Here is a 26118-nt window from a genome sequence, read left to right as displayed (position 1 = left end):
TCACACAGACCGCCCGGTGGCATGCTGACGACGTGAACGGACCGGAGATCCACCTCGAAGTCGCCCCTGAACTGTGGCTCTTCGTTGCCCATGAACGCCGCAACGGACGCACGTCAGTGACCACCGACGGAGCCTCGACGCTCGGCCATGTCGTGGAATCGCTCGGCGTCCCGCTCACCGAGGCCGGCCAACTGCTCGTGGACGGCCGCCCCGTCCCCGTCTCGCACATCCCGGGCGCGGGCGAACTGGTGGAGGTGCGCGCGGTGGCGCGACCCCAGCGCGTCGAGGGCGCGCCACTGCGCTTCCTGCTCGACGTCCACCTCGGCACGCTCGCCCGGCGGCTGCGACTGCTGGGCGTCGACGCCGCGTACGAGAGCGAGGACCTCGGCGACCCGGCGCTGGCCGCCATGTCGGCGAAGGAGCAGCGGGTGCTTCTCTCCCGGGACCGGGGACTGCTGAGGCGGCGGGAGATCTGGGCGGGGGCGTACATCTACAGCGATCGTCCGGACGACCAGCTGCGGGACGTGCTGGAGCGGTTCACACCGGAGCTGGCCCCGTGGACCCGGTGCACGGCCTGCAACGGACCACTGACCGACGCGGACAAGGAATCCGTCCGGGAGCAGCTGGAGCACGGCACACAGCAGTCGTACGACGTCTTCGCGCAGTGCACGGAGTGCGGTCGGGTGTACTGGCGCGGTGCCCACCACTCCCACCTGGAGACGATCGTCGCCGACGCGGTGCACGAGTTCGGCGCCCGGGATCAGACCGGCCCGGTCCGGTAGGGCCGTCCGGCGGGGCGCGGCCGGACACGATCCGCACGGCACACCTGACGAATCGCCCTATGCCCCGCCCTGCGCCGCATCGAACTCCCCGCTCCGCAGCCGCGCGATCTGGGCCGCACCGAGCTCGACCGTCCGCCGCATATGAGCGATGAGGAGTGCCACCTCGTCGTCGTCGTACGCCTCGAACATCGCCGCCCAGTCCCGACTCAGCCCCTCCCAGACGGCGCCGAACTCCGCCATCCGCTCCGGCACGGTCGCGACGAGCACCCGCCGCCGGTCCGCCGTGTCGCGCTCGCGCGTCACATAGCCGGCCCGTTCCAGCCGGTCGACGAGCCGGGTCGCCGACCCGGTGGTGAGCCCGGTCAGCTCCGCGATACGTCCCGTGGTGACGGGTTCCGCTTCGAGGCCGAGCAGGTTGAGGCACTGCAGATCGGTGGGGTGGATCCGCAGATGGTCGGCGACGGCCTGATTGAAGAGGGCGTACGCGGCCATGTAGCGGCGCGACTCGATGGACAGCTCGGCCAGCAGAGCACTGCGCCGGACCGGGGACTTCTGCGGCATGCAGAGAGTGTACGAAGCAGACACTGCTCCTGCGTCATCCTCACGGGCCCGGACCACCGCACTCACTACGGCTGCTCGGCGATCGGATAGCGCTGGACGGTGGGCGCGAGCCAGGCGATCACCTCGTCACGAGGCATCGAGACAGCGGGCGCGACGCGCAGGACATCGCGGGCGAGCGCCATCCCGAAGATCTGGGACGCGACGAGCGCCGCGCGGCGCGGGCCTCGGCGGGGACCGGGCGGACACCGGCAGCTATCGGACCGAGCTGCTCCGCAAAGACGGCCCGCATGCGTTCGGCCCCCGCGTCATTGGTCCGTCTCGCCATGGCCCGCACCCTGCCGCAGCGAGCGGTTCACGCGGCCCGACCCGGCGGCGCTGCAGGCCGCTCCCACCCGATGACCACCGATCGGCCCCGGCACCGTGCACGTCGCGCGTCCACGGCGCCCGCCGCGCCCGCGACCGCCACCGCACCGGCCCCTCGCGCCACCAGAGGTCAGAAGACGTACTCGTCACCGGTGGCGGGCGCCAGCACCTCATGCCGGTTGTTGTCGGGGTTCCGGTCGGTCGCACCACCGTTCCAGACGGTGTCGATCCGTACGACCACCTCGTTCGGCCGCCTCGCCAGCTGCAACTCGAGCGCGAGCTGGCGGCCCGCCCACTCGTCCGCCCGTAGCGGACCCGTCCGGCACAGCACGGTTCGGGCGCTCGCCTGCAGACACTCGACCGGCATCTCCTGCAGGCCGCTGAGGGGCACCGAGAAGCGGAACCGCACGGTCACGCTCGCCGGACTCGACGGACCGTGGTTCTCGCTGTGCAGCCAGATCCCGAGCCCCCTGCCCCACAGCGAGACATGCCCGTGGTGCGAGACGTCCGCCTCCCGCGCCACCCGCCGGTCCGCCGGCACGGGCACGGGCCCCGTCGCGACCGCCTGTCCAGCCCCCCATGCCACTGTCGACACCGTTGCCGCCATCGCCGCCGCGGCGGAAACCGCCAGCCGAGCCTTACGCGTGACTACCATGCCCCGAAGATACTGATCACCCTGAATTATCCGTATTTACACACCGATTCCCCGCTCCACTCCACCCGCTTGCCCCACCCATCCGAACCCACCCGACCCGCATGAAACGCTGCACCCATGGTCGTCGCCCGCTCTGTCGCACTCTTCGCCGTTGCCGCGCTCTTCGAGATCGGCGGTGCCTGGCTCGTCTGGCAGGGCGTGCGGGAACACCGGGGCTGGATCTGGATCGGCGCCGGAGTCATCGCCCTGGGGGCGTACGGCTTCGTCGCCACGCTGCAGCCGGACGGTGAGTTCGGCCGCATCCTCGCCGCGTACGGCGGCGTCTTCGTCGCGGGCTCGCTCGCCTGGGGCATGGTCGCCGACGGCTACCGCCCCGACCGCTGGGACGTCATCGGCGCGCTGATCTGCCTGGCCGGCATGGCCGTGATCATGTACGCCCCCCGCAACCACTGAGAATCAGCACCCCACCGGCCACGTCGTCGACACCCACCACCGACCGACCGACCGCCGACCACGCCGATAACCCCCACCGCTCGGGCGCCGACCGCCGGCCACGCCGACACCCGCCGGACTCCGGCACCTCTCCCCGCCCCGGCCGCCTCGGGAAATGCGGCCGCCGAACGGAACCTCGCGCCGCCTGCCTATCCTGACCCCGTACCGATCAGCTGTCCGAGGAGTCGAGTCCGCATGGCCGCCACCCCCATCGCCGTCATCACCGGAGCGAGCAGCGGCATCGGTGCCGCGACCGCCCGGCAGCTGGCCGCCGCCGGCTACCGCGTCGTCCTGACCGCCCGCCGCAAGGACCGCGTCGAGGCGCTCGCCGCCGAGATCAACGAGGCGGGCCACGAGGCCACGGCGTACGCCCTGGACGTCACGGACCGCGAGGCGGTCGACGCTTTCGCCACCGCCTTCCGCTCCCTCGCCGTCCTCGTCAACAACGCGGGCGGCGCGCTCGGCGCGGACCCCGTCGCCACCGGTGACCCGGCCGACTGGCGCCAGATGTACGAGACGAACGTCATCGGTACGCTCAACGTCACCCAGGCCCTGCTCCCCGCCCTCACCGCGGGCGGCGACGGCACGATCGTGATCCTCTCCTCGACGGCGGGCCTGTCCACGTACGAGGGCGGCGGTGGCTACGTGGCCGCCAAGCACGGCGAACACGTCCTCGCCGAAACCCTCCGCCTGGAGATCGTCGGCACCCCGGTCCGCGTCATCGAGGTCGCCCCCGGCATGGTCAAGACGGAGGAATTCGCCACCACCCGCTTCCGCGGCGACACCGAGAAGGCCGCCAAGGTCTACGCCGGCGTCGATGCCCCCCTCACCGCCGACGACGTGGCCGACACGATCACCTGGGCCGTCACCCGCCCCAGCCACGTCAACATCGACCTCCTGGTGGTCCGCCCCCGCGCCCAGGCGTCCAACTCCAAGGTCCACCGCACGCTCTGAAGCCATCGGCCCGCACGGAGGAGCCCCGGACCACCACCACAGGGTCCGGGGCTCGTCTTCGTAGCGGCGCCAAGGGCACTCAGCCCTTCACACACACCACCTGCTTCAGCTTCGCGACGACCTCCACCAGGTCCCGCTGCCGCTCGATGACCTGCTCGATCGGCTTGTAGGCGCCCGGGATCTCATCCACGACGCCGGAGTCCTTACGGCACTCCACGCCCCGCGTCTGCTCCTCCAGGTCCCGCGTCGAGAAGCGCCGCTTGGCCGCGTTGCGGCTCATCTTCCGGCCGGCACCGTGCGAGGCCGAGTTGAACGACTTCGCGTTCCCGAGCCCCTTCACGATGTACGAGCCGGTGCCCATCGACCCCGGGATGATGCCGAAGTCGCCCGAACCGGCACGGATCGCCCCCTTACGGGTGACCAGCAGGTCCATGCCCTCGTACCGCTCCTCCGACACATAGTTGTGATGGCAGGAGATGACCGGTTCGAAGGTGACCCGGGCCTTCTTGAACTCCTTGCGGACGACGTCCTGGAAGAGCCCCATCATGATCGCGCGGTTGTGCTTCGCGTACTCCTGGGCCCAGAACAGGTCGTTCCGGTACGCCGCCATCTGCGGGGTGTCCGCGATGAAGACGGCCAGGTCACGGTCGATCAGACCCTGGTTGTGCGTCAGCTTCTGCGCTACCCCGATGTGGTGATCGGCGAGTTCCTTACCGATGTTCCGGGACCCGGAGTGCAGCATCAGCCACACCGAACCCGCCTCGTCGAGGCAGAACTCGATGAAGTGGTTTCCGGATCCAAGCGTTCCCATCTGCTTGATGGCACGTTCATGACGGAATTTGACCGCATCCGCAACCCCGTCGAACCGTGCCCAGAAGTCGTCCCAGCCCGCGGTCGGGAAGCCGTGCAGTCGGCCGGGGTCCACGACGTCGTCATGCATGCCCCGGCCCACCGGAATGGCCTGCTCGATCTTCGACCGAAGCCGCGACAGGTCGCCCGGAAGGTCATTGGCCGTCAGGGAGGTCTTCACCGTGGACATGCCGCACCCGATGTCCACTCCCACCGCCGCCGGACAGACCGCACCACTCATCGCGATCACCGAACCGACGGTCGCACCCTTGCCGTAATGCACGTCGGGCATGACGGCCAGCCCCTTGATCCAGGGCAGCGTGGCAACGTTCCGCAGCTGCTGCATCGCGCCGTCCTCGACCGAAGCCGGGTCGGCCCACATCCGGATGGGCACCTTCGCCCCCGGCACCTCTACGTACGACATAGCCCCTCGATCCCCCCGAAAAGTCTGAAAGCGCAAAACCGGTGCCAAGGTCGGCAAAAGAGTCGGCCGACCGGCAATCACAGCGGCGCGTGCGATACACATTGTGTCCACCGGCCGCCATCGAGCGGCAACTTCTTTTCGCTCGAAGGGAGCCCGGACCGTGCGACGAATGGCGTACGTACCCGGCGTCGCACTCCTCGCAGTGCTGACGGCCGGCTGCACCGGTGGCACCGGTACCGAAGGCCCCGCCGCCGACAGCAAACCCGGCAGCCCGAGCATCGCCGCCGCCCCGTCGGGCAAGTACCGCACGCTTCCCGAGCCCTGTCGCTCCATCGCGCGATCCACGCTGAAGGACCTGCTTCCGGGCATCGCCGAACTGCCGGAGAACCAGCAGGAGAAGGCGTACAGGGGCACGGCCGCCGTCACCTATGACACCGACCGCAGGGTCGGCTGCCAGTGGAAGTCGGAGGCCGCGGCCTCGTCCCGCTCCGTCGTGCTCGACTTCGAGCGCGTCGTCTCGTACGACACCTCGGTGAGCGACGAGGACCGCGCCCGCGAGGTGTACGGGAAGAAGGAGACCGCGGCCCACCTGCCGTCCGGCACCTTCACCCCCGGCGACGCGGAGAAGGTGACGACCTCCCCGTCGGACTCCCCGTCGGACTCCCCCTCCGGCTCTGCGCAGGGCACCGACGGCGACGCGGGCGCGGGCTCCGAGGACCTCCGTCCGCGCACGCTCGACGGCCTGGGAAATGACGCATTTCTGGACGATCTGCTCACTCGGGCAGGATCCAGCGCACAACACCGCACGGTGAGCGTGGTATTCCGCACATCGAACGTCATCGTGACCGTCCGGTACTCCGAGCAGCCCGCCCTCGCGAGCCAGGTCCCGGACAGCAAGGAACTGCAGGAGAAGGCCCAGGCGCTGGCCCGGAAGCTGGTCGACAAGTTCAGCGAATAGCCCGCCGCGGGGCGCCACCGAACCGCACCCGCGTCGGTCGGCGGAGGCGGCATCCGGCCGCCGTCCGTCGTACCGTGGCCCTCCGGAACACCCGCCCGAGCACCATGCCACCCGCCCGTCGCGCCACCCGAGTGAAGGAACCATGCACCGATCAGCCCCGCGACTCACCCGCATACTCGCCTGCGCCGCCGTCCCGGTGATGCTCGTCGTCGCCGGCTGCTCGTCGGACTCCGACAGCAAGAAGGAGTCGGGCTCGTCCTCGGCCTCCGCTCCGAGCGCGCAGAAGACGGAGGCGACGGTCGAACCGGCGAAGTTCGCCGCGCTGCCCGACCCGTGCGACGCGGTCTCCGCAAGGACGATCACCTCCCTGGTGCCCAAGGCCAAGAGCAACGCCGGTACGCCGGCCCGGTCCAGCGACACCACGGCGCGCGCCGGCTGTTCCTGGAACGGCCTCGACGACAACGGCGTCAAGGGCTCGCAGTACCGCTGGCTCGACGTCGGCTTCACCCGCTCCGAATCGGACCAGGCGCTCGGCAGCGGCGCCAAGCGCGCCCAGGAGGACCTCGCGAACCAGGTCGCCAAGAGCAAGGCGACCGAGGGCGCCAAGAAGGTCGTCGAAGCCCCCGTCAGCGGTATCGGCGACCAGGCCACCACCATCACGTACGACCTCACCAAGACGAAAGAGGACTTCAAGTACGCGACGGTCGTGGCCCGTACGGGGAACGTCGTCGTCACCCTGACCTACAACGGCGCGGGTTACGCGGGCGCGAAGACGCCGTCCGGCGACGACATCCTGAAGGGCGCCGAGAAGGCCGCCAAGGAGGCGGTCGCGGCGGTCGCGGAGGTCGCCGATAACGGGAAGAAGTCGAGCCCGTCCGCGGGCACATCGAAGTCTCCGACGGCGACGAAGTCCGCGGCGTCCGCGAAGTCCGGCTCGTCCCCGAAGTCGACACAGTCGGCGCGCTCCCCCAAGTCGACGAAGTCCGCGGCGTCCACGTCGTAAGACCGCACCACCGCCCGCCGGGCATTCCCGCAAGATCCACGGCAGGTACCCGAACAACCCTGCGCAGAAGCAGTCTTACGAAGCCCGGCCCTCCCCCGAGAGCCGGGCTTCGCCCCTCCCCGAGCACCGCACCCCACGCGCATGTGCCAGGCTGTGCCCGCCAGAAGTCGAAGTCGGGAACGCAGGGAGGGGATCGCGGGTGGCCGCGATGCAGCTGACACGCACGCACCGGATACTCATCGGGATCGTCGTCGCCGGCGCGGCAGTCATTGCCGCGATCGGCTTCGCGGGCTCGTACGCCGCGGTGCGCGCGCTCGCAGAACAGAAGGGCTTCGGGAACTTCTCCCTGGTCTTCCCGATCGGCATCGACGCGGGCATCTGCGTACTGCTGGCGCTGGACCTGCTGCTGACCTGGATGCGGATCCCGTTCCCACTGCTGCGCCAGACCGCCTGGCTGCTGACCGCCGCGACGATCGCCTTCAACGGCGCCGCGGCCTGGCCGGATCCGCTGGGCGTCGGCATGCACGCGGTGATCCCGGTGCTGTTCGTGGTCGCCGTCGAGGCCGCCCGGCACGCGGTCGGCCGGATCGCCGACCTCACGGCCGACAAGCACATGGAGGGTGTCCGTCTCACTCGCTGGCTGCTCTCCCCGATCCCGACGTTCAAGCTGTGGCGCCGGATGAAGCTGTGGGAGCTGCGTTCGTACGAGCAGGTCATCAAGCTCGAACAGGACCGGCTGATCTACCAGGCGCGGCTCCAGGCCCGCTTCGGCCGCCACTGGCGCCGCAAGGCGCCGGTCGAGTCCCTGATGCCTCTGCGGCTGGCGAAGTTCGGTGTCCCGCTGGCCGACACAGGCCCGGCCGGGCTGGCCGCAGCCGGTATCGAGCCGGCCCTGCTGCCGCCGGCTCCGGCGGCAGCCGAAACGGTGCACCCTCAGCCCGAGCTGCCGTACGCCGCCCAACAACAGCAGCAGTACGCCGAGCCCCGGCAGCACCCGCAGCAGGCCCAACAGCAGTACGCCCACCCCTCCGACCCGGCCGCCGAGGAGTGGCCCCCGGAGGGCCCCGGCGCCCACGAGAGCCCCTGGTTCGCGGCGCCGCAGGTCCCGGAGGGCGCGTACGAGGGCGCGTACAACCCCACGTACGTCGAGGGCCTGGAGCCCACCCCGGTCATGATCCCGTCGGGCCCGGGCGGCCGCACCCGTCCCCTGGGCAACGTGGGCACGATCGGCGCGGTCCCTCACCCCCGCAGCGAGGAACCCCTGCCGGAGCAGCTGGAGCAGCCGCAGGGTCTGCCCCAGGAGGAGCCGCAGCCCCAGCAGGAAGCCGATCCGGCGGAGTGGGCCGAGGCGGAGATCGAGTTCGGCAACATCGCGTACGAGGTGTTCTCCGACCTCACGCACCAGCACCAGGTCCACCCGAGCGCCGAAGTCCTCGACATAACGCTCTCGGACGTCCACGGCGTCAGTCACCCGCGCAGCACGGCCCTGCTCCGGCGCCTGATCCCGGGCTTCAAGCAGCGCTTCGACAACGAGATGGCCGAGAACCACATCGCGTAGCCACCCCCGACTCCGTCCGCCGCACGAGAGTCGGACCGGAACCGGCAGAACGGAGGGCCGTCACCCGAATCACCGGGTGACGGCCCTCCGTACGACCGACTCCTACGCGCCCATCAGCTTCCGCACCCGGTCCGCGCCGACGGCCAGCAGCAGCGTGGGCAGCCGCGGACCGGTGTCACGGCCGACCAGGAGCTGGTACAGCAGCACGAAGAACGACCGCTGCGCGGCCTTCAGCTCGGGCGTCGGCTTGGCGTCCGGCTCCAGCCCCGCCAGGGCCTTCGGCACCCCGTAGACCAGCGTCGTGAGGCCGTCCAGCGACCAGTGCGTGTCCAGCCCGTCCAGGAGCAGTCGCAGCGACCGGCGCCCCTGGTCGTCCAGCGAGCCGAGCAGTTCCTTGTCCGGCTCGTCGCGGACGATGGTGCGGGCGTCGGCGGGGACCTGGTTGGTGATCCAGTTCTCCGCACGGTCGAGCCGCGGCCGCGCCTCGTCGAGCGAGCCGATCGGGTTCTCCGGGTCCAGCTCGCTCAGGATGCGCAGCGTCTGCTCGTCGTGGCCGGCGGTGATGTCGACGACGGACGCGAGGGTGCGGTACGGCAGCGGGCGCGGCGTGCTCGGCAGCTCACCGGCGGCCGTGCCGATGGCCCGCGCGTATGCGGCGGCGTCGGCGGGCAGCACGGAGCCGTCGGCGACCTTGCGCGCCAGCGAGTCCCACTCGTCGTACAGCCGCTGGATCTCCTGGTCGAAGGCGATCTTGAAGGACTGGTTGGGCTTGCGGCGCGCGTACAGCCAGCGCAGCAGCGGTGCCTCCATGATCTTCAGCGCGTCGGCCGGGGTCGGTACGCCGCCCTTGCTGGAGGACATCTTCGCCATTCCGGAGATGCCGACGAAGGCGTACATCGGGCCGATCGGCTGCACACCGTCGAAGACCTCGCGGACGATCTGGCCGCCGACGACGAACGACGAACCGGGCGAGGAGTGGTCCACGCCGCTGGGCTCGAAGATCACTCCTTCGTATGCCCAGCGCATCGGCCAGTCGACCTTCCAGACCAGCTTGCCGCGGTTGAACTCGTTGAGCCGGACGGTCTCGGCGAAGCCGCAGGCGGTGCACGTGTAGTTCAGCTCGGTCGTCTCGTCGTCGTACGACGTGACGGTCGTGAGGTCCTTCTCGCAGTTGCCGCAGTAGGGCTTGTACGGGAAGTAGCCGGCGGAGCCACCGCTGCCGTCGTCCTCGCTCGCCGCGCCGGAGCCCGCCTCGGCCTCCAGCTCGGCCTCGTCGACCTTCTTCTGCTGCTGCGGCTTCTTGCCCTTGCCCGCGGCCGCCGGGTCCTTCTTGGTGCGGTACCGATCGAGGACGGCGTCGATGTCGGCGCGGTGCCTCATGGCGTGCAGGATCTGCTCGCGATAGGCCCCCATCGTGTACTGCTCGGTCTGGCTGATGCCGTCGTACTCGACACCCAGCTCGTCCAGCGCGGCCGTCATGGCGGCCTTGAAGTGCTCCGCCCAGTTCGGGTACGCGGACCCGGCCGGGGCGGGCACGGACGTCAGCGGCTTGCCGATGTGCTCGGCCCACGACTCGTCGACACCGGGGACGCCCGCCGGGACCTTCCGGTAGCGGTCGTAGTCGTCCCACGAGATGAGGTGCCGGACCTGGTGCCCGCGGCGGCGGATCTCGTCCGCGACCAGGTGCGGGGTCATGACCTCGCGGAGGTTGCCGAGGTGGATCGGGCCCGACGGCGAAAGACCGGACGCGACGACGACCGGTTTGCCAGGCGCACGACGCTCCGATTCGGCGATGACATCGTCCGCGAAACGGGAGACCCAGTCGGCCTCGGTGCTGCTCTGACTCTGAGCCACGGTCGGCACGTCCTTCTCTCTGGTAGGGCTCGTAGGGGCACCGTCCATTCTCCCAGGTCCCACCGGCAGCGCGAAAACGGCTTTACAGTGCGTGGGATACTGGGCGCGATCCCTTGTACCCCTACGGAAACGGCAGCCATCCCATGGCCTCGGTCAATTCCCTCGCTTCCACGCTCCAGCAGCAGCTCGCGGACGCCCTGACGGCAGCACTGCCGGATGCCGGCACCGCGGACCCGCTGCTGCGCCGAAGCGACCGGGCCGACTTCCAGGCCAACGGAATCCTGGCCCTCGCCAAGAAGCTGAAGGGCAACCCGCGTGAGCTGGCGTCCCAGGTGACGGCGGCGATCCCGGCGGGCGACCTGATCAAGGAGATCGAGGTCTCCGGCCCCGGCTTCCTGAACATCACGCTCAGCGACAAGGCGATCATCGAGACCCTCGCCGCGCGCGCCGCGGACGACGAGGGCCGGCTCGGCGTGCCGTACGGGCAGAACGCGGGCACGACGGTCGTCGACTACGCGCAGCCGAACGTGGCCAAGGAGATGCACGTCGGGCACCTCCGCTCCGCGGTGATCGGTGCCGCGATGGTGGAGGTCCTGGAGTTCACGGGTGAGAGCGTGGTCCGGCGCCACCACATCGGCGACTGGGGCACCCAGTTCGGCATGCTCATCCAGTACCTGATCGAGCACCCGCAGGAGCTCGACCACCGGGGCGGCGAGGAGCAGGACGGCGAGGCCGCCATGTCCTCGCTGAACCGGCTCTACAAGGCGTCGCGGGCGCTCTTCGACTCCGACGAGGAGTTCAAGGCCCGGTCCCGGGACCGGGTGGTGGCGCTCCAGGCCGGTGACGAGGAGACGGTCACGCTCTGGCAGCGGTTCGTCGACGAGTCGAAGATCTACTTCTACTCGGTCTTCAACAAGCTCGACATGGAGATCCGCGACCCCGACATCGTCGGCGAGTCCGGCTACAACGACATGCTCGAAGAGACCTGCCGGATCCTGGAGGAGACGGGCGTCGCCGTCCGCTCCGAAGGTGCGCTGTGCGTCTTCTTCGACGATGTGAAGGGTCCGGACGGCAACCCGGTCCCGCTGATCGTCAAGAAGACGAACGGCGGCTACGGCTACGCGGCGACCGACCTCTCCGCGATCCGTGACCGGGTCCAGAACCTCAAGGCGAGCACCCTGCTGTACGTCGTGGACGCGCGGCAGTCGCTCCACTTCAAGATGGTCTTCGAGACGGCCCGCCGGGCAGGCTGGCTGAACGAGGACGTGAAGGCGCACCAGTTGGCGTTCGGCACGGTCCTCGGCAAGGACGGCAAGCCGTTCAAGACGCGTGAGGGCGAGACGGTCCGGCTGGTCGACCTGCTCGACGAGGCGATCGAGCGGGCGACGGCCGTCGTGCGCGAGAAGGCCGAGAAGGTCGGCCTGACCGAGCAGGAGATCGTCGAGAACGGCGAGTACGTCGGTATCGGCGCGGTGAAGTACGCCGACCTCTCCACGTCCGCCGTCCGGGACTACAAGTTCGACCTGGACCAGATGGTGTCGCTGAACGGCGACACGTCCGTGTACCTCCAGTACGCGTACGCCCGTATCAAGTCCATCCTCCGCAAGGCGGGCGAGACCCGGCCGATCGCGCACCCGGAGCTGCAGCTGGCCCCGGCCGAGCGGGCGCTGGGTCTGCATCTGGACCAGTTCGGCGAGAACCTGGCCGAGGTGGCGTCGACGTACGAGCCGCACAAGCTGGCCGCGTACCTCTACCAGCTCGCCTCGCTCTACACGACGTTCTACGACCAGTGTCATGTGCTGAGCGACGACAACCCCGCCGAGGTGGTCGAGAACCGGCTCTTCCTCTGCGACCTGACCGCCCGCACCCTGCACCGGGGCATGGCACTGCTCGGCATCCGCACCCCCGAGCGTCTCTGACCCTCTGTCTCCCCCTGTGACCTGCTGAAATCGCCTATTGACCGGGTGTCGGCCACCGGGCGATTGTGTACGCGGCCGACCTGTTCGGCCGCGTACACAACAGTCACAGGCGGGGGACGGACCCATGCAGGTCGACGGCGAAGAGGACAGATCGGTGCGCGCGGAAGCGGAAGCACTGCTGCGGGCGGGACGGCTCTTCGAAGCCCGGTGCACGGCACAGGACGCGCTCGACGCGGACGGGCCGGACGCCGGGCTCTACGCCGTTCTGGGACGGTCCCATGCGGCGGAGGACGCGGACGACGAGGACGATCTCGCCGAACGGGTCTACCACAGAGGGCTCGCCGCGTTCCCCGACGACCTCGACCTGCTCGCCGCCTATGCGGAACTCTGCCTGAACAGCGACCCGTTCGACCACCCCGCCCGGTACAGGCGCGCCCCCGAGCTGGCCGAGCGGCTGCGCGAACTGGCGCCGGGCTCTCCGCAGGCGCTCCGCGTCGAACAGGCCGCCTCGCGCCGCGGCAGGCTCACCGGCAGGACCGGCCCGCAGCCGCCGTCGGAGTCCCGCACCCAGCGTCACGACGCCCGCGAGGCACTGACCTCGGCAGCGGCGGCAGGCGCGGCCCCGCACGAGGCCGCGCGCAGCGCCCGGGAACAGGCAGGCGAGCGCCCGTCCGACCTCCGTCTGGCCGTGCGCGCCGAGACCCTTGCGGCACTGACCCGCCCGGGCCTGGCTCCGCTCCGTCTTCTGGTACGTGCTCCGCTGGCAAGTCTGGCGGCGCTCTCGGTGACCGTGGGCGCCGCCGCCCTGGCCGTACCGGCGTTCCACCTGCCGTGGTGGGTGTCGTTCGCGGGCCTGGTGCTCTGCCTGCCGCACCGGCTGCTCGCGCTTCTGCTGCGCGCGGCCCGTCGCCGGGCCGCGACCACCGCCCCGCCCACCGGCGCCGAGGAACCGGACCCGACCGCATACCCCCTGCTGCAGCCCGTCCCGACGATCTCGCGCAGGGAGCGGACCGTGTTCCTGACCTCGGCTCTCGTCGTCGTCGCCGCGGTGACGACCGCCGGGGTGTGGTCGGACGCCCGGTACCGGTCCTACCCGCGCTACACAGCATCGCCTCCGGCTGTCTTCCGGGGAGCGCAGCTGCTCCCCGGCACCCCGGCCGGAACCGCCATCAGCGATGCGATGACCATCGAATGGGACTCCGAGGTCGGGGAGCCGTTCACGTACGTCTACGGGACGCCGGGCCGAGCACAGCCCGACGCCATGGTGTTCGGCGCGATCGGCGACTTCCACGACACCTCGCCCGATGTCGTCGAGTTCTTCGAGAAGGGGCTGGGGGGCACCCTCTCGAGGGCCGGCACCGCTTGGAACGCCGACCCGGGCGACGACGGCGGATGGCTGCGCTGTGTGGCGTACACGCCCGTCGTCGACAGCAGCGCGCGCCAAGTGGCGTGCAGCTGGGCCGACAAGGGCAGCCTGGGCACGGTCGTCGTCAACGAGGAGGGGCTGGATCACGAGTCCGCAGCCGGGCTGACCCGGGCGCTGCGCCACGCGATCCTGCACACCGGCCCCGAGGCCTGACAGGCTCCGCCGTCAGTGGCCCCGGACCGTCCCTCGAGCACCGTGGTCAGGTCCTCGTATCAGCCGGTGAGCCACTCGGCGGTGTCGCAGTGGCGCCTTCCGGGACAGCACCCGCACATGCAGACCGTGCAGGACGACCGCTTCCTGCGAGGTGCCCTGCACGCTGAGTTCGAGAAGTGCCCTGCACGCTGAGTTCGAGCAGCATGTCGCCGCAGTCCACACCGCCGAGCGCCTTGGCCCAGCCACGGGTGTCCTGCGGCGCGGGCGGCGGAGGCACGGACGCCGGCTTCTGGTTGAGCAGGTAGTACTGCCCGCAGGGCGCCTCCCAGTTGTACGAGCTGATGGTGACGTTCGGGGCGGCGCCCCCGTTCGCCCGCCGCTCCGGCCCCGCTGCCCGGATCCTCGACGCCAGCCGTCCGCAGGCCGTGGTGACGCCCGGCCCGGGCCAGTTCGCGTACGCCGCCATCGGCCTGACCGGCGGCACCGAGGTGAAGGACCAGCACAAGGGCACCCGTCTCGCGGTGCACTTGTCCGCGAAGGACCCCTCGGGCTCCACGGGCACCGTTCCGGACGAGCTGGAGCTCCCGGCCGACACCTACTGGGACGAGAAGCGCTTCGTCACCTACCGGCAGAGCGACATGGCCGACGCCCTCACCTACTGAGTCCGCACCCACTGAACCGCCAACTCCCCGCCTCCCAGGGGGAGTAGATCGTAGGATCGAAGATCGAAACCTGAAGGAGGCAGCGTGCGGGCAGAAAGTGGCGGCAGACCACCGACGTCGAACATACGAACAGCGGCAGCCGTCGCAGCCGCAGTCGCATCGCTGGTGCTGATCACCAGCTGCGGCCAGGCGTCGGGATACCGCGCGTCGGACAACGCGTCCAGCACCTCCTCGCCGACCCCGAGCGTGAACCCGTCCTACGGCGCGAAGTTCCTTGCCATCAACGAGTGCGCTGCCCCCGAACCCGGCCGGACGGACGTCTACCGCGAGGTCCCGTGCGACGACCCCGAGGCCGTCGCACGGGTGACCAACCGGATGAACACCGGCCACGCCGAGCCGTTGTCGGGCACCAGCTGCTTGGATTACACGGACTTCGCGATCGATGTGCCGGTCAGTCTCGCCACCCTGGAGGGCACACAGGCGACGGGTGAGAGCTACGCCTGCATGCGCAACCTGAAGCCTCCGCACCCCGGCGAGCCCGGCGGGGGCGGCGGCCCGGGAGTCGAGGTCGGCGACTGCGTGAGCGGCGGGTCGAAGGACGGGGACGTGATCACGGAGGCCGCCTGCCGGACCAAGGGCAAGAAGGGCGGCGCGACCCACAGGATCATAAAGATCGTTGAGGACGGGTTCGTGGGCGGCTTCAATGACCCGTGCGACTACAAAGCCGACGCCGTGTTCACCGAGAACCCGGTCTTCGACTCCGACCCGGCCAGGAACGACCGCGTCCTGTGCGGCAAGAAGCTCTGACCCACACGACCGGGGGAGCAGCCCCGCCACCGGCCCCGGCCCCCGCTCCCCCGCCCCCGGATCCCCCACATCCTCCGGTTCAGTCCCCGTAGTCCGGCGCCACCCGGTCCAGCAGACGCAGCATCGCCGCCCAGGCCAGGTCGTACGCCCCGTCGTCCTGGAAGTCCGCGTCCGCCTCGCCCGCGAGCTGACGGGCGGTGTACTCGCACGTCTCGGGGGAGGGGACGATCAGCGGTCCGCCGCCGGCCTGGGCGGTGACCTGGATCTCGCAGGCCCTCTCCAGGTAGTACATGCGCAGGAAGGCCTGGGCGGCGCTCTCTCCCACCGTCAGCAGACCGTGGTTGCGCAGGATCAGCGCCGGGTGGGTGCCGATGTCGTCGACCAGGCGCTTCTGCTCGTCGAGGTTGAGGGCGACGCCCTCGTAGTCGTGGTAGCCGACGCGGTTGTAGAACTCCATCGACATCTGGTTGAGCGGCAGCAGCCCGTCGCGCTGTGCGGCCACGGCGCAGCCGGCCCTGGTGTGGGTGTGCAGCACGCAGTGGGCGTCCTCGCGCGCGGCGTGGATCGCGCCGTGGATGACGAAGCCCGCGGGGTTGACCGGATACGGGGTGGGCTCGACCGGGTTGCCCGCCAAATCGATCTTGACCAGGTTGGAGGCGGTGATCTCCTCGAAGAGGAGACCGTAGGGGTTGATGAGGAAGTGGTGATCTGGCCCCGGAAGCCGCAGCGAGATGTGCGTGAAGATCAGGTCGGTCATCCGGAAGTGCGCCACGAGCCGGTACACGGCGGCGAGTTCGCGCCGCAGCCGCGTCTCCTCATCGACAGTTGCGTCGGCGGTCTGCACGTCGGTCATGAGGGGGCTCCTTCAAGGGTCGGGTCGACCACGGGGGTGAGGGGTCGTCCGGTGCGGTGCCAGGCGATGACGTTCTCGGCGGGTGCGCACACGTAAGCCCGCTGCGACGCGTCGGACAGATAGGCGCTGTGCGGGGACAGCTGGATGCGCGGGTGGCTGCGCAACGGGTCGTCGAGCGGCGGGGGTTCGACCGGGAACACGTCCAGTGCCGCCGCCCCGAGCCGTCCGCTGTCCAGGGCGGCCAGCAGGGCCGCTGTGTCGACGAGTTCGCCGCGGGCGACGTTCACGAGGAAGGCGCCGGGCCGCATCCGGGCGAGCAGCGCCGTGTCGACCATGCCGCGGGTCTGCGGAGTCAGCGGTGTGTGCAGGGAGAGTACGTCGGAGCCGGCGACCAGTTCGTCCAGGCCGAGCCGCTCGACACCGTCGGGCCACCCGGCCACGTCGGCGTGCGGGTCGTAGGCGGCGACGCGGCCGAAGACGGGGGCCGCGATCCGGGCCAGGACCCGCGCGATGCGTCCGAATCCCCACAGTCCGAGTGTCAGCTCCCCCGCCCTGCGCGGCAGTGCGGCGAATTCGGTGTTCCAGCCGCCACCGCGCACGGTGGCGTCTGCCTGGGGCAGCGCACGCACCAGGCTGAGCGCACTGGCGAGTGCGTGCACCGCGACGTCCTCGGTCGCGGCGTGCGGAAGGTTGCTCACCCACAGCCCGCGGCGCCGCGCCTGCACCGTGTCGATCATGTCGTACCCGGCGGACATGGTGGCCAGCATCCCGACACCGGGGAGGCGGTCGAGCAGTGCGGCGTCCACGGGCGCGTAGCCGACGATCAACGCGACGGCGTCACGCGCGGCGGCGGCGATCGCGTCCGGGTCGCGGCTGCCGACGACGCGCGTGTCGAATCCCGCGTCGGTCAGCAGTCGTACACCCGGACCGACGTCGAGTTCCTCGGGGTCCGTGAACACCACCAGGGGCCGACTCATCCCATCCTCCTCAAGTTGCTCAGAGCGTCATGCGATGATGATTCGTTCGCCACGCTCGCGCAGAACCTACGTTTCATCCGAGAGAATTGTCCAGCGACGGTGATGCGATCGTCAGCGATACGCGCCGTCCGGGTCCGGACCCCGAACCCCGGTGTTCGAGAATGGACCCCGCACCGGGCGCACCCGCCCCGGGCTGTCGAGCCGAGGGGAACCGCTCAGGTGGATCTGGACCACACCGATCTGGCCGTCGTCCGCGAACTGCAGACGGACGGCCGCCTGACGTACGAGACGCTGGCGCAGCGCGTCGGCCTCTCCCGTCCCGCCACCCGCGCCCGGGTGCAGCGGCTGCTCGCGGGTGGCGGCGTGCGGGTGGTGGCCGTCGTGCATCCCGCCGTACGGGAGCTGACCGCATCGGCCCACCTGTCGATCGGTGTGAGCGGCCCGGCCGAGCCGGTGGCCCGCACGATCGCCGCCATGCCGCAGGCACCGTTCGTCACACTCACCGCGGGCAGCCGCGCCATCATGGCGGAACTGCGCACCAAGGGACTGGCCGAGCTGGACCGGGCCGTGGAGTCCATCCGCTCCCTGAAGGGTGTGGACGTGGTGGATCCACTGATCTCCCTGGAGCACCTCAAGGATCCTTATCTGCTGGCGGGCCGGCCCGAGATGCCGGAGCCGGACGAGACGGACCGGCTGATCCTGGACGAGCTGGAGCGCGACGGGCGGCTGCCCTTCGCGGAACTCGCCGAGCGCGTGGGCCTCTCACCCGGCGCCGCCCGCGCCCGCACGCTGCGCCTCCTCGACGGCGGTGTCGCCAAGGTGCTCGCACTGGTGCGCCCGGAGCTGCTGGGGCTGGGCTTCCTGTGCGGGTTCGCCGTACGACTGGACGGCGAACGGGATGCGGTCGCCCGACGCCTGGCGGCCTGGGACCGGGTCTCGTTCCTCTCCGCCTGCATGGGGCGCGCGGAGCTCGTCGGAACGATCAGCGCGGAGTCCCTCGCGGCGGTGCGCGACACGTTGGAGGACATGCGGGCCTGCGCGGGCGTGCGCGCAGTGGAGAGCTGGATCCACCTGGAGTTGATCAAGGAGCGCTACGACCTCACCAACCACCCGTCCTGACGAGAAACCCTCCCCCCGCGATCACTCGGCGGACGATACGTAAGTAAAACTCGCCATCACATTCCGAAAAATTTGTGAGCGAAGGGTCTAGGCAAGGCATCGTCTGCTGCATATCGTCCATGCGAACGAATCAGCCGTTGCGGACTCTCCGTGCGTACGGCTCCTCATGGACGTCCCCCGGTCGAAAGCAGGCCCCCTCATGCACCACCCCCTCGACGACACCGACCGCACGCTCCTGGTGACCGGCGCGGCCGTCGCCGCGCCCGGCACCTCCGTACGCGCCGAGGCGCTGGCCGTCCGCGGCGGCCGGGTCGTCCACGTCGGCACGGCCGAAGACGCCCGCGCCGCGCTCGGCGGCCGCGCCGACGACGTCCTCGACCTCGACGGCGGCCTCGTCCACCCCGGATTCGTCGACGCCCACTGCCACCCGGTCATGTACGGGCAGGCGCTCGCCTGGGTCGACTGCCGCCCCGAACGCGTACCCGACATCGAGACGCTCGTCGCCGTTCTCACCGACGCCGCCCGCGAACTGCCCGCCGGAGTCCCCGTGCGCGGCTTCGGCTACGAGCACCGCCGGCTCGCCGAGCGCCGCCACCCCACCTGCCACGACCTGGACCGCGTCGCCACCGACCGCGAGGTGTACGTGATGAACGCCTCCGGCCACGGCGGCGTCGTCAACTCCCACACCCTGCGCACCTGCGGCGTCACCGCGGGCACCCCCGACCCCGAGGGCGGCAGCATCGGCCGCTTCACCTCCGGCGAGCCCGACGGCCAGCTCTGGGACGCCGCCTGCGATCTGCTCACCGGCCCCGGCGGCGTAAAAATCGGCAACCACGGCCCGAACTTCCACCTCTCCGAGCCCGACGCCATCATGGCCGACCACCTCCAGCGCGCCCAGGACGTCTTCCTCGCCGCCGGAGTCACCACCGTCGGCGACGCCCAGGCGTCCCGCCGCGAGATGGAGACGTATCTGCGCGCCCGCGCCGACGGCTCCCTGCGCATGCGCGTCTCCGCCTACCTCACCTCCGCCCTCCTCGACACCGCGCTCGACCTGGGCGTGGTGAACGGCTTCGGCGACGACCTTTTCCGTGTCCAGGGCGTCAAGTTCTACGCCGACGGGACACTCGGCGGCTGGACCGCGTACTTCCCCGAGGGGTACGCCGCCGACTGCTGCCACCACGGGCAGCTGTACCACTCGGCGGAGGAGTACGCCGAGATCGTCGCCCGCGCCCACCGCGCCGGCCTCCAGACCGCCACGCACGCCCAGTCCCCGTACGCCATCGGCATGGTCCTCGACGCCATCGAGAAGGCACAGGCCGGCCGGGAGCGCCCCGACATGCGCCACCGGATCGAGCACTCCGGCCTGCCCACCGACGAACAGATCGCCCGCATGGGCCGGTTGGGCGTCATCCCGGTGATGCAGCCCCAGCACCACCTGCGCACCGGCGACGGCACACTGACCGCCGTCGGCGACCTCGGCCACCGCTACAACCCGGCAGGCACCTGCCTCGCCGCCGGCGTCCCCGTCGTCTTCAGCTCGGACGCCCCCGTCGCCCCGCCCGCCCCACTGGAGGCCGTCTCCGCCGCCGCGACCCGGCGCACCGTCCTCGGCACCGTCCTCGGCGACTCCTCGCTGCGGATGCCCGTGGCGGACGGTCTGCGCGCACACACCGAGTCGGCCGCCCGGGCCCTGCACCGCGAACACGCCGTGGGCGCCCTGGCCCCGGGCATGCTCGCCGACTTCGTCGTCCTGGACAGCGACCCGCTCACCGCGGACCCGGCCGGACTCGCCTCCATCGGCGTACGCGAGACCTGGATCGGCGGCACCCGCGCCTGGTCCGCCCCCGGCCGCTGACCCGCCCCTTCCGCTCCTCTCTCCGCTCGCCCCACCCCTTCCTCGCCGCCCCTCCCGCCCCCGGAGGCCCCATGTCCCCGCAGCCCAGCACCGATAAGAGCCCGTACAGAGCCGCCGTCGCGGCACTGGCCGGGACCTCCATCGAGTGGTACGACTTCTACGCGTTCGCCACCGCAGCGGCGATCGTCTTCAACGACGTGTTCTTCCCGCCGGACATGTCGCCGTACCTCAGGACCCTGTCCGCCTTCGCGACCTTCGCCATCGGCTTCCTGCTGCGCCCGCTCGGCGGCATCGTCTTCGGACATATCGGTGACCGCGTCGGGCGCAAGAAGACCCTGGTCATCACGCTGGTGATGATGGGCGTCGCGTCCTTCGCCATCGGCCTGCTGCCCACGTACGCCCAGGTCGGCGCCCTCGCCCCGATCCTGCTGATCGTGCTGCGCCTGGTCCAGGGCATCGCGATCGGCGGGGAGTGGGGCGGCGCGGTACTGATCGCCGTGGAGAACGCCCCGCGCGGCAAGGCCGCCTTCTTCGGATCGTTCGCCCAACTCGGATCATCCGTCGGCGCATTGCTCTCCACGGGCGCCTTCAGCCTGATGAACCTCTTCGGCGACGACGCGTTCATGAGCTGGGGCTGGCGCGTGCCCTTCCTGGCCTCCGCCGTGCTGGTGATCGTGGGCCTGATCGTCCGGGTCAAGCTGGAGGAGTCCCCGGTCATGGAGGAGGTACGCAAGGAACAGGGGGCAAAGGAGGACGGGGCGGCCAAGCTGCCCGTCGTGGAGGTCTTCCAGAAGGCCTGGCGGACGGTCCTCATCGGCGTCTTCGCACTGGCCACCGCGACCGGCGGCTATTACGTCGTCACCAGCTTCCTGCTCTCGTACGGCACCGGGGACCTCCACCTGTCGGAGTCCATGCTTCTGAACGGCCTCACCCTGGCCGCCTTCCTGGAACTCCTCGTCACGCCCTGGCTGTCCTGGCTCGCCGACCGGGTCGGACCGCACAAGGTCGTGATCGCCGGCCTCGCGGGCGTCATCGTCCTCGCCGTGCCCCAGTTCATGGTGCTGGGCACCGGCAGCGTCTTCCTCATCTGGCTGATGATGCTGGCCATGCGCCTGGTGATGTCCGCGCTGTACGGGCCCATCGCATCGATCCTCGTCGAGGGCTTCGCCCCGCACGTCCGCTACACCGGCATCTCCCTCTCCTACCAGATCTGCAACATGATCTTCGGCGGCCTCGCACCGCTGGCCGCGGTCTCCCTCGCGGCGGCCGCGGGCGGTCACTACTGGCCGCCGGCCGTGATGCTGATGGTGATCTCGGCGATCGGCATCGTCTGCACGGCGCGCCTGCGCCGGCTCGGCACGCCACCGTCCGACGACCGTACGCCGGACCCGGCCCGGCAGGCGGTACAGGCCGCCTCGTAGGACCTGCGGCCACGCCGTGTCCTCGATCGCCGGACGGCCTTGAATTGGAAGCCCGTCCGGCGATCGAGGACACAACGGAACCGGACGGACCCGGTCGAGCCATGCGGCCACAGCACTGGTGCCCCTCCCGGCAAGCTCTGCCCCCTCGCACCGTCCAGCACGCCCTCCCCCAAGGCCATAAGGGCCAGGGGGGACCCCCTTCTGCGTCGGCCAAAAGCCCTGGTGGCTCCTTCCCCAAGCTCTCCACTCCGTTCGAGCAGGGCAGACCCCGTCCAAGGACATCCGGCCGCCTTGCGATCGCACGCACCGGACGACGCTCCTCACGGGTCAAACATCGCCGGTCACGGCACTAGTAGCGTGTCGCCGCTTAGTTATGGTGCACCTGACTGGGAGGTTGGTGTCTGGCAGATTCCTTCCCCTTTGCCAGATAGGACTGTTGTCATGGGTTCGCAGAAGAAGCGGCCGGTCAGTTTGACCGCGCAGGATCGTGAGGATCTGGTCCGGGTGACCACGACAGGTGTTCGTGGAGCCTCGATGATCATGCGTGCGCGGGTGCTGCTTGCGCTGGACAGCTCGGTGGGTGAGGTGGACACCAAGGAGGTGATCGCGGCCCGGCTCGGCGTCTCCGGTGAGACGTTGCGGCTGGTCGCCAAGCGTTTCACCGAGACCGGTGGCGATGTGCACGCCACGATTGCTCGGAAGAAGCGCGACCTCCCGCCGGTGCCCTCGCCGGTGACCGGTGAGGTCGAAGCCCGGCTGATCGCGATGGCGTGCTCACAACCACCCCAGGGCTATACCCGGTGGTCGCTGCGGCTGCTGGAGAAGCACGTCGCGCTGGTCGAGGACATCCCCGACCTGGACCACTCCACCATCGGGCGGGTCTTAAAAAAACGGAACTGCGTCCTCACCTGAGAAAGTGCTGGACCATCCCGCCACGAGCGAACGCGGAGTTCGCGGCCCGGATGGAAGACGTGCTGGCCGTCTATGCCCGGCCCTACGATCCGGCACGTCCCGTGGTGTGCATGGACGAGAAGCCCTACCAACTCCTCGACCATGCCCGCGACCCGCTCCCGGCCCGCCCTGGTCACGACGCCTGCCAGGACAGCGAGTACATCCGCCGCGGCACGTGCTCAATCTTCGTGTGGGCCGAACCCCTGCGCGGATGGCGTCGAGTCCAGGCACTGTCCCAGCGGACCCGGATCGACTGGGCCGGCCAGGTCAAACAGTTACTGAGCGTGGACTACCCCGACGCCAAGGCCGTGGTGCTGGTGATGGACAACCTCAACACCCACGGCATCGCCTCACTGTACGAGGCATTCGAACCAGAAGAGGCCTTCGCCCTGGCCCAACGCCTCGAGATCCACCACACGCCCAAACACGGGTCATGGCTCAACATCGCCGAGATCGAACTCTCCGCGCTGACCCGGCAATGCCTCGACCGCCGGATCAGCAACCTCGACAACCTCAACACCGAACTCTCAGCCTGGCAGAACGCCACCAACACCGACCAACGTCAGGTCGACTGGCAGTTCACCACCCACGACGCACGCATCAAACTGCGCCACCTCTATCCCAAAAATTAGCTGCGACGGTCTACTAGCATCGGCCTCATGGCGATGTTCGTGCACCTGACACCCACCGCGAACGCGGCCCGCATCCGCCGCTCCGGGATACGGGCCATCAGCCACCGCCGCGACGGATCGCGGGGCCTGTTCTGCTTCCCCGTCCTCCCGTCGTACACCCTCACCCACCAGTGGCTGCGCGAACTCGCCCGGCACGGCGGTCCCCGCGGCCTCGTCGCCGTACACATCCGCCTGCCGGACGACGAACCCGTCACGGTCGGCCGCTACAACGACCGCCCCGGCCAAGGACCCACGGCAACCACAGCGAGCGAAGCCGTACGCCGCATCGCCGCCCTGGACGACCCACGCGGCTGGGAAGTGTTCGTCCCCAGAGCCACCACCAAACGCGAAGTGCACCGGCTCCGCGCCGTCAGCCAGGTCACCGGATGGCGCTACTTCCCCGACTCCAACGGCAAGGCACCCTGCACCTGCATCGGTTGCAGGGTGCGCGGCGAGTACGGATCGCAGCGCCTGCGCGAACGCCGCCCGCACCCCCTGGACGGCCCGGCCCCCGCCAACCCGGTCCTCCTCCGCCGGATCGCCGCGGCGGGTAACCCCGGCGACCCGACCGTGCTCACCGAGACCCTCCACTGGTTCGGCCTGCGCCGACGCGGGCCGATCGACCAGCTGGCCCACCTCGGGGACCATCCGGACCCACGGGTCCGCGTGGCCCTCGTCGAGGCCGTCGCCAACTGGTCGACACCGGGTGTCAAGGAACTCCTCCACCGGCTCGGACGGGACCCGCACCCGGACGTCCGCGAGGCCGTCGAGTTCACCCGACCCGATCAGCCCTGACCGAACTCCCACCACACAACCTTGCCGGGCTCCCCACACCCCACAGATCCGCCGGCGCCTCCACGATCAGCGGCCCCCGCCCCGCCGGCAAGCGCGGTGCGTACGAACTCCCTGGCCGCACGGACCGACCGACGCTCCCGCCGGTGGAACCGCTCGCGCAGCAGCGGGAGTTCCGCGCACGTGCGCAGAACTCCCGGGCATTTGCCTCCAGATCCTTCCGCTGCACCGTCGCACTCATGCTGGTCCCGACGGCCCCTTCGCGCTGCTGGAAACACCGGACTACGAGCACGTCGCCCACTCCGAAACACAGCGTGGCGGCCTGCTTGTCTCCGACCCCGATGAGGTCAGCATCCTGGCCCAGAAATATGCGATGCTGCGAGCGTTGAGGTAGCCACCCACCCCACCGCCGTCCACGTCCGCGACTCCAAGAACTCCGACGGCCCCTTCACCATCGCCCCCGCCGCCTGGTCGGCCTTCACCGGCTTCGCCGGCGGCCGGCGACTCGTCTGAGCCCACGGGAGGGATACCACCGCCATGGCTTTCATCCACCACACCACGCTGACGCCCACCAAGCTGGAACTCCTCGCCGACTGGCTGCCCGCGCAGCCCTGGTACCGCGGCAAGGGACAACCCGAGCTGGTGAAGGTCGGCGGATTCCGACTGGACGACCCGAAGGGCGAGGTGGGGATCGAGTTCATGGCGGTCACCGACACGTCGGGAGACCAGCCGGTCACGTACCAGGTGCCGTTCAGCTATCGCGGCGCACCGATCGCGGGCGCCGACGCAGCGCTCATCGGCACCACCGAGCACGGGGTGCTGGGGCAGCGGTGGGTGTACGACGGAACGCGTGACCCGGTCCTCGTCGCCCAGCTGTTCGCGCTGATCGTCGGCGAGGCAGAGCCGCAGATGCAGAGCACGAGCGACACCCCCGACCCTTCCGTCAGCGGTTGGTTCGCGGAGTCCGGCGTCACGACGGCGATCGCCTCCACGACCGTGAGCGACGACCCGGACGGTACGGACCTCCTCGTGGAGACAGCATCCGACGGACGACGCCTGACCATCCACATCAACCGCGTTCTCCAACCCGGTCAGGACACCGAGGGGCGGGTACTCGGCCACGTCACCGCGGACGCGCCGATGCCCGACGGCACCACGGCGCGCACCGCGTTCGCCGTCGTTCACGCACACCCGTAGTCCACGGCCCGCGCCCCACCGCTGTCAGTGACCGCGTCTAGAGTCGCGGTCATGGCGACGCTCCCGAACCCGCTTCCGTCCCTGGCCACCTCCGGGCTCCAACTCCCGCCCGGCACACTGGTGGACGAGACGCACGACGGCCCGTGGCACGAACCGCTGCTCTGGTACGCGGACGGGCCCGCGACCCCGGACACCTGGCCGCTACTGCTCGCCGAAGGCAGGGCGGTCGGGCTGCTCCCCGTACTGCTGGACGGCGGGACACGCGGTGAGTGGCCCGAGAACTGGGAGCTCAACCCCGGCATGACGTCGTACCCCGGCGACCACGACGCCGAAGAGGTGCTGGGCGAACTCTGGGAGGAGTACGCGGAGGACGAGCTCGAAGGCGCCGCGATCGACCCGTTCGGCCCGGACTGGCCGGGCCTCGCACCCGACCCGTCCGTGAGCGACCCCGTCGACGCGGAGGAACGGGCCGCCGGAATCGCCGCCCGCCTCACCGCCGAGGACAGCCGGATACCGGGAGCCCGCGCGGCCCTGGTACCCGCCCGGCGCAGCGCGGACATACCGGCGGCGATCGGCTGGACGGGCCCGCTCAATTACGAGAACGACGTGGCGCGGCTCTGCGCAGTGCTCCGGTCCTGGGAGGACCGCTTCGGCATACGGGTCGTGGCGCTCGGCTTCGACCACCTGACCGTCTCGGTGGCCACACCGCCCACCACCGTCGACGAGGCGGTGGCGGTCGCCGCCGAGCACTTCGCGTTCTGCCCGGACAACATCGCCCACAACACCCCGGACACCCTGCGCGCCTACGCGGACCAGTACGTGCTGGGCAAGGAGTCCTGGTCGTTCTGGTGGGACTGAGAGC

Annotated in this window: 24 protein-coding genes and 3 pseudogenes; 20 read left to right on the top strand and 7 right to left on the bottom strand. The window is 70.2% G+C overall.

Translation table 11 applies throughout. From position 1 onward, the window contains the following. Nucleotides 1-32 precede the first annotated feature (32 nt). The gene (locus tag OG395_RS30450) at nt 33-782 is read left to right on the top strand and encodes a Mut7-C RNAse domain-containing protein (RefSeq protein ID WP_327245782.1); all 750 of its coding nucleotides are present in this window, start codon (nt 33-35) and stop codon (nt 780-782) included. 57 nt (nt 783-839) lie between these two features. On the opposite strand, the gene OG395_RS30445 is transcribed toward OG395_RS30450, so the two are convergent. The 3 genes and pseudogenes from OG395_RS30445 to OG395_RS30435 all read right to left on the bottom strand — a co-directional run bounded on the left by OG395_RS30445 (nt 840) and on the right by OG395_RS30435 (nt 2361). After that, nucleotides 840-1343 carry a MarR family winged helix-turn-helix transcriptional regulator gene (locus OG395_RS30445; RefSeq protein WP_327245781.1) on the bottom strand — a complete coding sequence of 168 codons (504 nt, stop codon included), beginning with the start codon at nt 1341-1343 and terminating at the stop codon, nt 840-842. Between the two features lie 65 nt (nt 1344-1408). After that, nucleotides 1409-1656, bottom strand: a pseudogene (locus OG395_RS58460) (TetR/AcrR family transcriptional regulator); the annotation flags it as partial. A 180-nt stretch (nt 1657-1836) separates the two neighbouring features. After that, a complete protein-coding gene (locus OG395_RS30435; RefSeq protein ID WP_327245779.1) occupies nt 1837-2361 on the bottom strand; it encodes a hypothetical protein in 525 nt (174 codons plus the stop codon). A 117-nt stretch (nt 2362-2478) separates the two neighbouring features. Between OG395_RS30435 and OG395_RS30430 the strand changes: the two genes are divergently transcribed. Together OG395_RS30430 and OG395_RS30425 are read left to right on the top strand one after the other, a co-directional pair. Continuing rightward, entirely contained in the window at nt 2479-2814 is a 336-nt protein-coding gene (locus tag OG395_RS30430) for a YnfA family protein (RefSeq protein WP_266984500.1), read from the top strand. 234 nt (nt 2815-3048) lie between these two features. Next, a complete protein-coding gene (locus OG395_RS30425; protein WP_327245778.1) occupies nt 3049-3807 on the top strand; it encodes an SDR family NAD(P)-dependent oxidoreductase in 759 nt (252 codons plus the stop codon). A 79-nt stretch (nt 3808-3886) separates the two neighbouring features. Here the strand turns inward: OG395_RS30425 and OG395_RS30420 are convergent, their stop codons facing one another. Continuing rightward, on the bottom strand, nt 3887-5080 hold the full coding sequence (locus OG395_RS30420; protein ID WP_327245777.1) for an RtcB family protein: 1194 nt from the start codon (nt 5078-5080) through the stop codon (nt 3887-3889). A gap of 169 nt (nt 5081-5249) precedes the next feature. Here OG395_RS30420 and OG395_RS30415 point away from each other — a divergent pair, with 169 nt between their 5' ends. The 3 genes from OG395_RS30415 to OG395_RS30405 all read left to right on the top strand — a co-directional run bounded on the left by OG395_RS30415 (nt 5250) and on the right by OG395_RS30405 (nt 8599). Continuing rightward, on the top strand, nt 5250-6038 hold the full coding sequence (locus OG395_RS30415; RefSeq protein ID WP_327245776.1) for a DUF3558 domain-containing protein: 789 nt from the start codon (nt 5250-5252) through the stop codon (nt 6036-6038). A 142-nt stretch (nt 6039-6180) separates the two neighbouring features. Continuing rightward, complete coding sequence (locus tag OG395_RS30410) at nt 6181-7041, top strand: DUF3558 domain-containing protein (protein WP_327245775.1); 861 nt, start codon at nt 6181-6183, stop codon at nt 7039-7041. A gap of 199 nt (nt 7042-7240) precedes the next feature. After that, nucleotides 7241-8599, top strand: a complete 1359-nt coding sequence (locus OG395_RS30405; RefSeq protein WP_327245774.1) for a DUF2637 domain-containing protein — start codon at nt 7241-7243, stop codon at nt 8597-8599. A gap of 102 nt (nt 8600-8701) precedes the next feature. Here OG395_RS30405 and lysS read toward each other — a convergent pair whose 3' ends face one another. Further along, nucleotides 8702-10462, bottom strand: a complete 1761-nt coding sequence (gene lysS, locus OG395_RS30400) for a lysine--tRNA ligase (protein WP_327245773.1) — start codon at nt 10460-10462, stop codon at nt 8702-8704. Between the two features lie 134 nt (nt 10463-10596). Here lysS and argS point away from each other — a divergent pair, with 134 nt between their 5' ends. From argS to OG395_RS30380, 4 genes are all read left to right on the top strand, one after another. Further along, nucleotides 10597-12372, top strand: coding sequence for an arginine--tRNA ligase (argS, locus tag OG395_RS30395; protein ID WP_327245772.1), 1776 nt, complete (start codon nt 10597-10599; stop codon nt 12370-12372). Nucleotides 12373-12526: 154 nt separating this feature from the next. Next, a complete protein-coding gene (locus OG395_RS30390) occupies nt 12527-13951 on the top strand; it encodes a hypothetical protein (RefSeq protein ID WP_327245771.1) in 1425 nt (474 codons plus the stop codon). 329 nt (nt 13952-14280) lie between these two features. After that, complete coding sequence (locus tag OG395_RS30385; RefSeq protein WP_327245770.1) at nt 14281-14613, top strand: hypothetical protein; 333 nt, start codon at nt 14281-14283, stop codon at nt 14611-14613. An 84-nt stretch (nt 14614-14697) separates the two neighbouring features. Further along, nucleotides 14698-15420: a hypothetical protein gene (locus OG395_RS30380; protein ID WP_327245769.1), complete on the top strand. Its 723-nt coding sequence runs from the start codon at nt 14698-14700 to the stop codon at nt 15418-15420. Between the two features lie 79 nt (nt 15421-15499). Here OG395_RS30380 and OG395_RS30375 read toward each other — a convergent pair whose 3' ends face one another. Then, nucleotides 15500-16273, bottom strand: coding sequence for a class II aldolase/adducin family protein (locus OG395_RS30375; protein ID WP_327245768.1), 774 nt, complete (start codon nt 16271-16273; stop codon nt 15500-15502). After that, nucleotides 16270-17250: a C-terminal binding protein gene (locus tag OG395_RS30370; protein WP_327245767.1), complete on the bottom strand. Its 981-nt coding sequence runs from the start codon at nt 17248-17250 to the stop codon at nt 16270-16272. The genes OG395_RS30375 and OG395_RS30370 overlap by 4 nt, the downstream gene beginning before the upstream one ends. Nucleotides 17251-17469: 219 nt before the next feature. Between OG395_RS30370 and OG395_RS30365 the strand changes: the two genes are divergently transcribed. The 10 genes and pseudogenes from OG395_RS30365 (at nt 17470) to OG395_RS30320 (ending at nt 26114) form a co-directional block, all read left to right on the top strand. After that, nucleotides 17470-18369, top strand: a complete 900-nt coding sequence (locus tag OG395_RS30365; protein ID WP_327245766.1) for an Lrp/AsnC family transcriptional regulator — start codon at nt 17470-17472, stop codon at nt 18367-18369. A 199-nt stretch (nt 18370-18568) separates the two neighbouring features. Beyond that, the gene (locus tag OG395_RS30360; protein WP_327245765.1) at nt 18569-20224 is read left to right on the top strand and encodes an amidohydrolase; all 1656 of its coding nucleotides are present in this window, start codon (nt 18569-18571) and stop codon (nt 20222-20224) included. A gap of 71 nt (nt 20225-20295) precedes the next feature. Continuing rightward, complete coding sequence (locus tag OG395_RS30355; RefSeq protein ID WP_327245764.1) at nt 20296-21645, top strand: MFS transporter; 1350 nt, start codon at nt 20296-20298, stop codon at nt 21643-21645. Nucleotides 21646-22086: 441 nt separating this feature from the next. Then, nucleotides 22087-22557 carry a helix-turn-helix domain-containing protein gene (locus OG395_RS30350; RefSeq protein WP_327242201.1) on the top strand — a complete coding sequence of 157 codons (471 nt, stop codon included), beginning with the start codon at nt 22087-22089 and terminating at the stop codon, nt 22555-22557. Beyond that, nucleotides 22446-23228, top strand: a complete 783-nt coding sequence (locus tag OG395_RS30345) for an IS630 family transposase (protein ID WP_327243833.1) — start codon at nt 22446-22448, stop codon at nt 23226-23228. Before OG395_RS30350 ends, OG395_RS30345 begins: the two co-directional genes overlap by 112 nt. Before the next feature lie 27 nt (nt 23229-23255). Continuing rightward, nucleotides 23256-24062, top strand: a complete 807-nt coding sequence (locus OG395_RS30340) for a HEAT repeat domain-containing protein (protein ID WP_327245763.1) — start codon at nt 23256-23258, stop codon at nt 24060-24062. 184 nt (nt 24063-24246) lie between these two features. After that, nucleotides 24247-24453, top strand: a pseudogene (locus tag OG395_RS30335) (Scr1 family TA system antitoxin-like transcriptional regulator); the annotation flags it as partial. After that, nucleotides 24444-24572 (top strand): annotated as a pseudogene (locus OG395_RS30330) (DUF397 domain-containing protein); the annotation flags it as partial. The pseudogenes OG395_RS30335 and OG395_RS30330, both read left to right, overlap by 10 nt. 24 nt (nt 24573-24596) lie before the next feature. Next, nucleotides 24597-25256: a maltokinase N-terminal cap-like domain-containing protein gene (locus tag OG395_RS30325; protein ID WP_327245762.1), complete on the top strand. Its 660-nt coding sequence runs from the start codon at nt 24597-24599 to the stop codon at nt 25254-25256. Between the two features lie 51 nt (nt 25257-25307). After that, complete coding sequence (locus OG395_RS30320) at nt 25308-26114, top strand: DUF4253 domain-containing protein (protein WP_327245761.1); 807 nt, start codon at nt 25308-25310, stop codon at nt 26112-26114. The last annotated feature ends 4 nt before the right edge of the window (nt 26115-26118 follow it).

Origin of the sequence: Streptomyces sp. NBC_01320 (assembly GCF_035974375.1) — a bacterium.
GTDB classification, from domain to species: domain Bacteria; phylum Actinomycetota; class Actinomycetes; order Streptomycetales; family Streptomycetaceae; genus Streptomyces; species Streptomyces yanii.
This window is presented reverse-complemented; position numbering and strand designations above follow the sequence as displayed.

What these genes read in the sequence shown, in the direction of transcription:
- OG395_RS30445 (WP_327245781.1), bottom strand. Translation starts at nt 1,343, where the DNA reads ATGCCGCAGAAGTCCCCGGTCCGGCGCAGTGCTCTGCTGGCCGAGCTG.
- OG395_RS30435 (WP_327245779.1), bottom strand. Translation starts at nt 2,361, where the DNA reads ATGGTAGTCACGCGTAAGGCTCGGCTGGCGGTTTCCGCCGCGGCGGCG.
- OG395_RS30430 (WP_266984500.1), top strand. Translation starts at nt 2,479, where the DNA reads ATGGTCGTCGCCCGCTCTGTCGCACTCTTCGCCGTTGCCGCGCTCTTC.
- OG395_RS30425 (WP_327245778.1), top strand. Translation starts at nt 3,049, where the DNA reads ATGGCCGCCACCCCCATCGCCGTCATCACCGGAGCGAGCAGCGGCATC.
- OG395_RS30420 (WP_327245777.1), bottom strand. Translation starts at nt 5,080, where the DNA reads ATGTCGTACGTAGAGGTGCCGGGGGCGAAGGTGCCCATCCGGATGTGG.
- OG395_RS30415 (WP_327245776.1), top strand. Translation starts at nt 5,250, where the DNA reads ATGGCGTACGTACCCGGCGTCGCACTCCTCGCAGTGCTGACGGCCGGC.
- OG395_RS30410 (WP_327245775.1), top strand. Translation starts at nt 6,181, where the DNA reads ATGCACCGATCAGCCCCGCGACTCACCCGCATACTCGCCTGCGCCGCC.
- argS (WP_327245772.1), top strand. Translation starts at nt 10,597, where the DNA reads ATGGCCTCGGTCAATTCCCTCGCTTCCACGCTCCAGCAGCAGCTCGCG.
- OG395_RS30375 (WP_327245768.1), bottom strand. Translation starts at nt 16,273, where the DNA reads ATGACCGACGTGCAGACCGCCGACGCAACTGTCGATGAGGAGACGCGG.
- OG395_RS30370 (WP_327245767.1), bottom strand. Translation starts at nt 17,250, where the DNA reads ATGAGTCGGCCCCTGGTGGTGTTCACGGACCCCGAGGAACTCGACGTC.
- OG395_RS30360 (WP_327245765.1), top strand. Translation starts at nt 18,569, where the DNA reads ATGCACCACCCCCTCGACGACACCGACCGCACGCTCCTGGTGACCGGC.
- OG395_RS30355 (WP_327245764.1), top strand. Translation starts at nt 20,296, where the DNA reads ATGTCCCCGCAGCCCAGCACCGATAAGAGCCCGTACAGAGCCGCCGTC.
- OG395_RS30350 (WP_327242201.1), top strand. Translation starts at nt 22,087, where the DNA reads ATGGGTTCGCAGAAGAAGCGGCCGGTCAGTTTGACCGCGCAGGATCGT.
- OG395_RS30340 (WP_327245763.1), top strand. Translation starts at nt 23,256, where the DNA reads ATGGCGATGTTCGTGCACCTGACACCCACCGCGAACGCGGCCCGCATC.
- OG395_RS30325 (WP_327245762.1), top strand. Translation starts at nt 24,597, where the DNA reads ATGGCTTTCATCCACCACACCACGCTGACGCCCACCAAGCTGGAACTC.
- OG395_RS30320 (WP_327245761.1), top strand. Translation starts at nt 25,308, where the DNA reads ATGGCGACGCTCCCGAACCCGCTTCCGTCCCTGGCCACCTCCGGGCTC.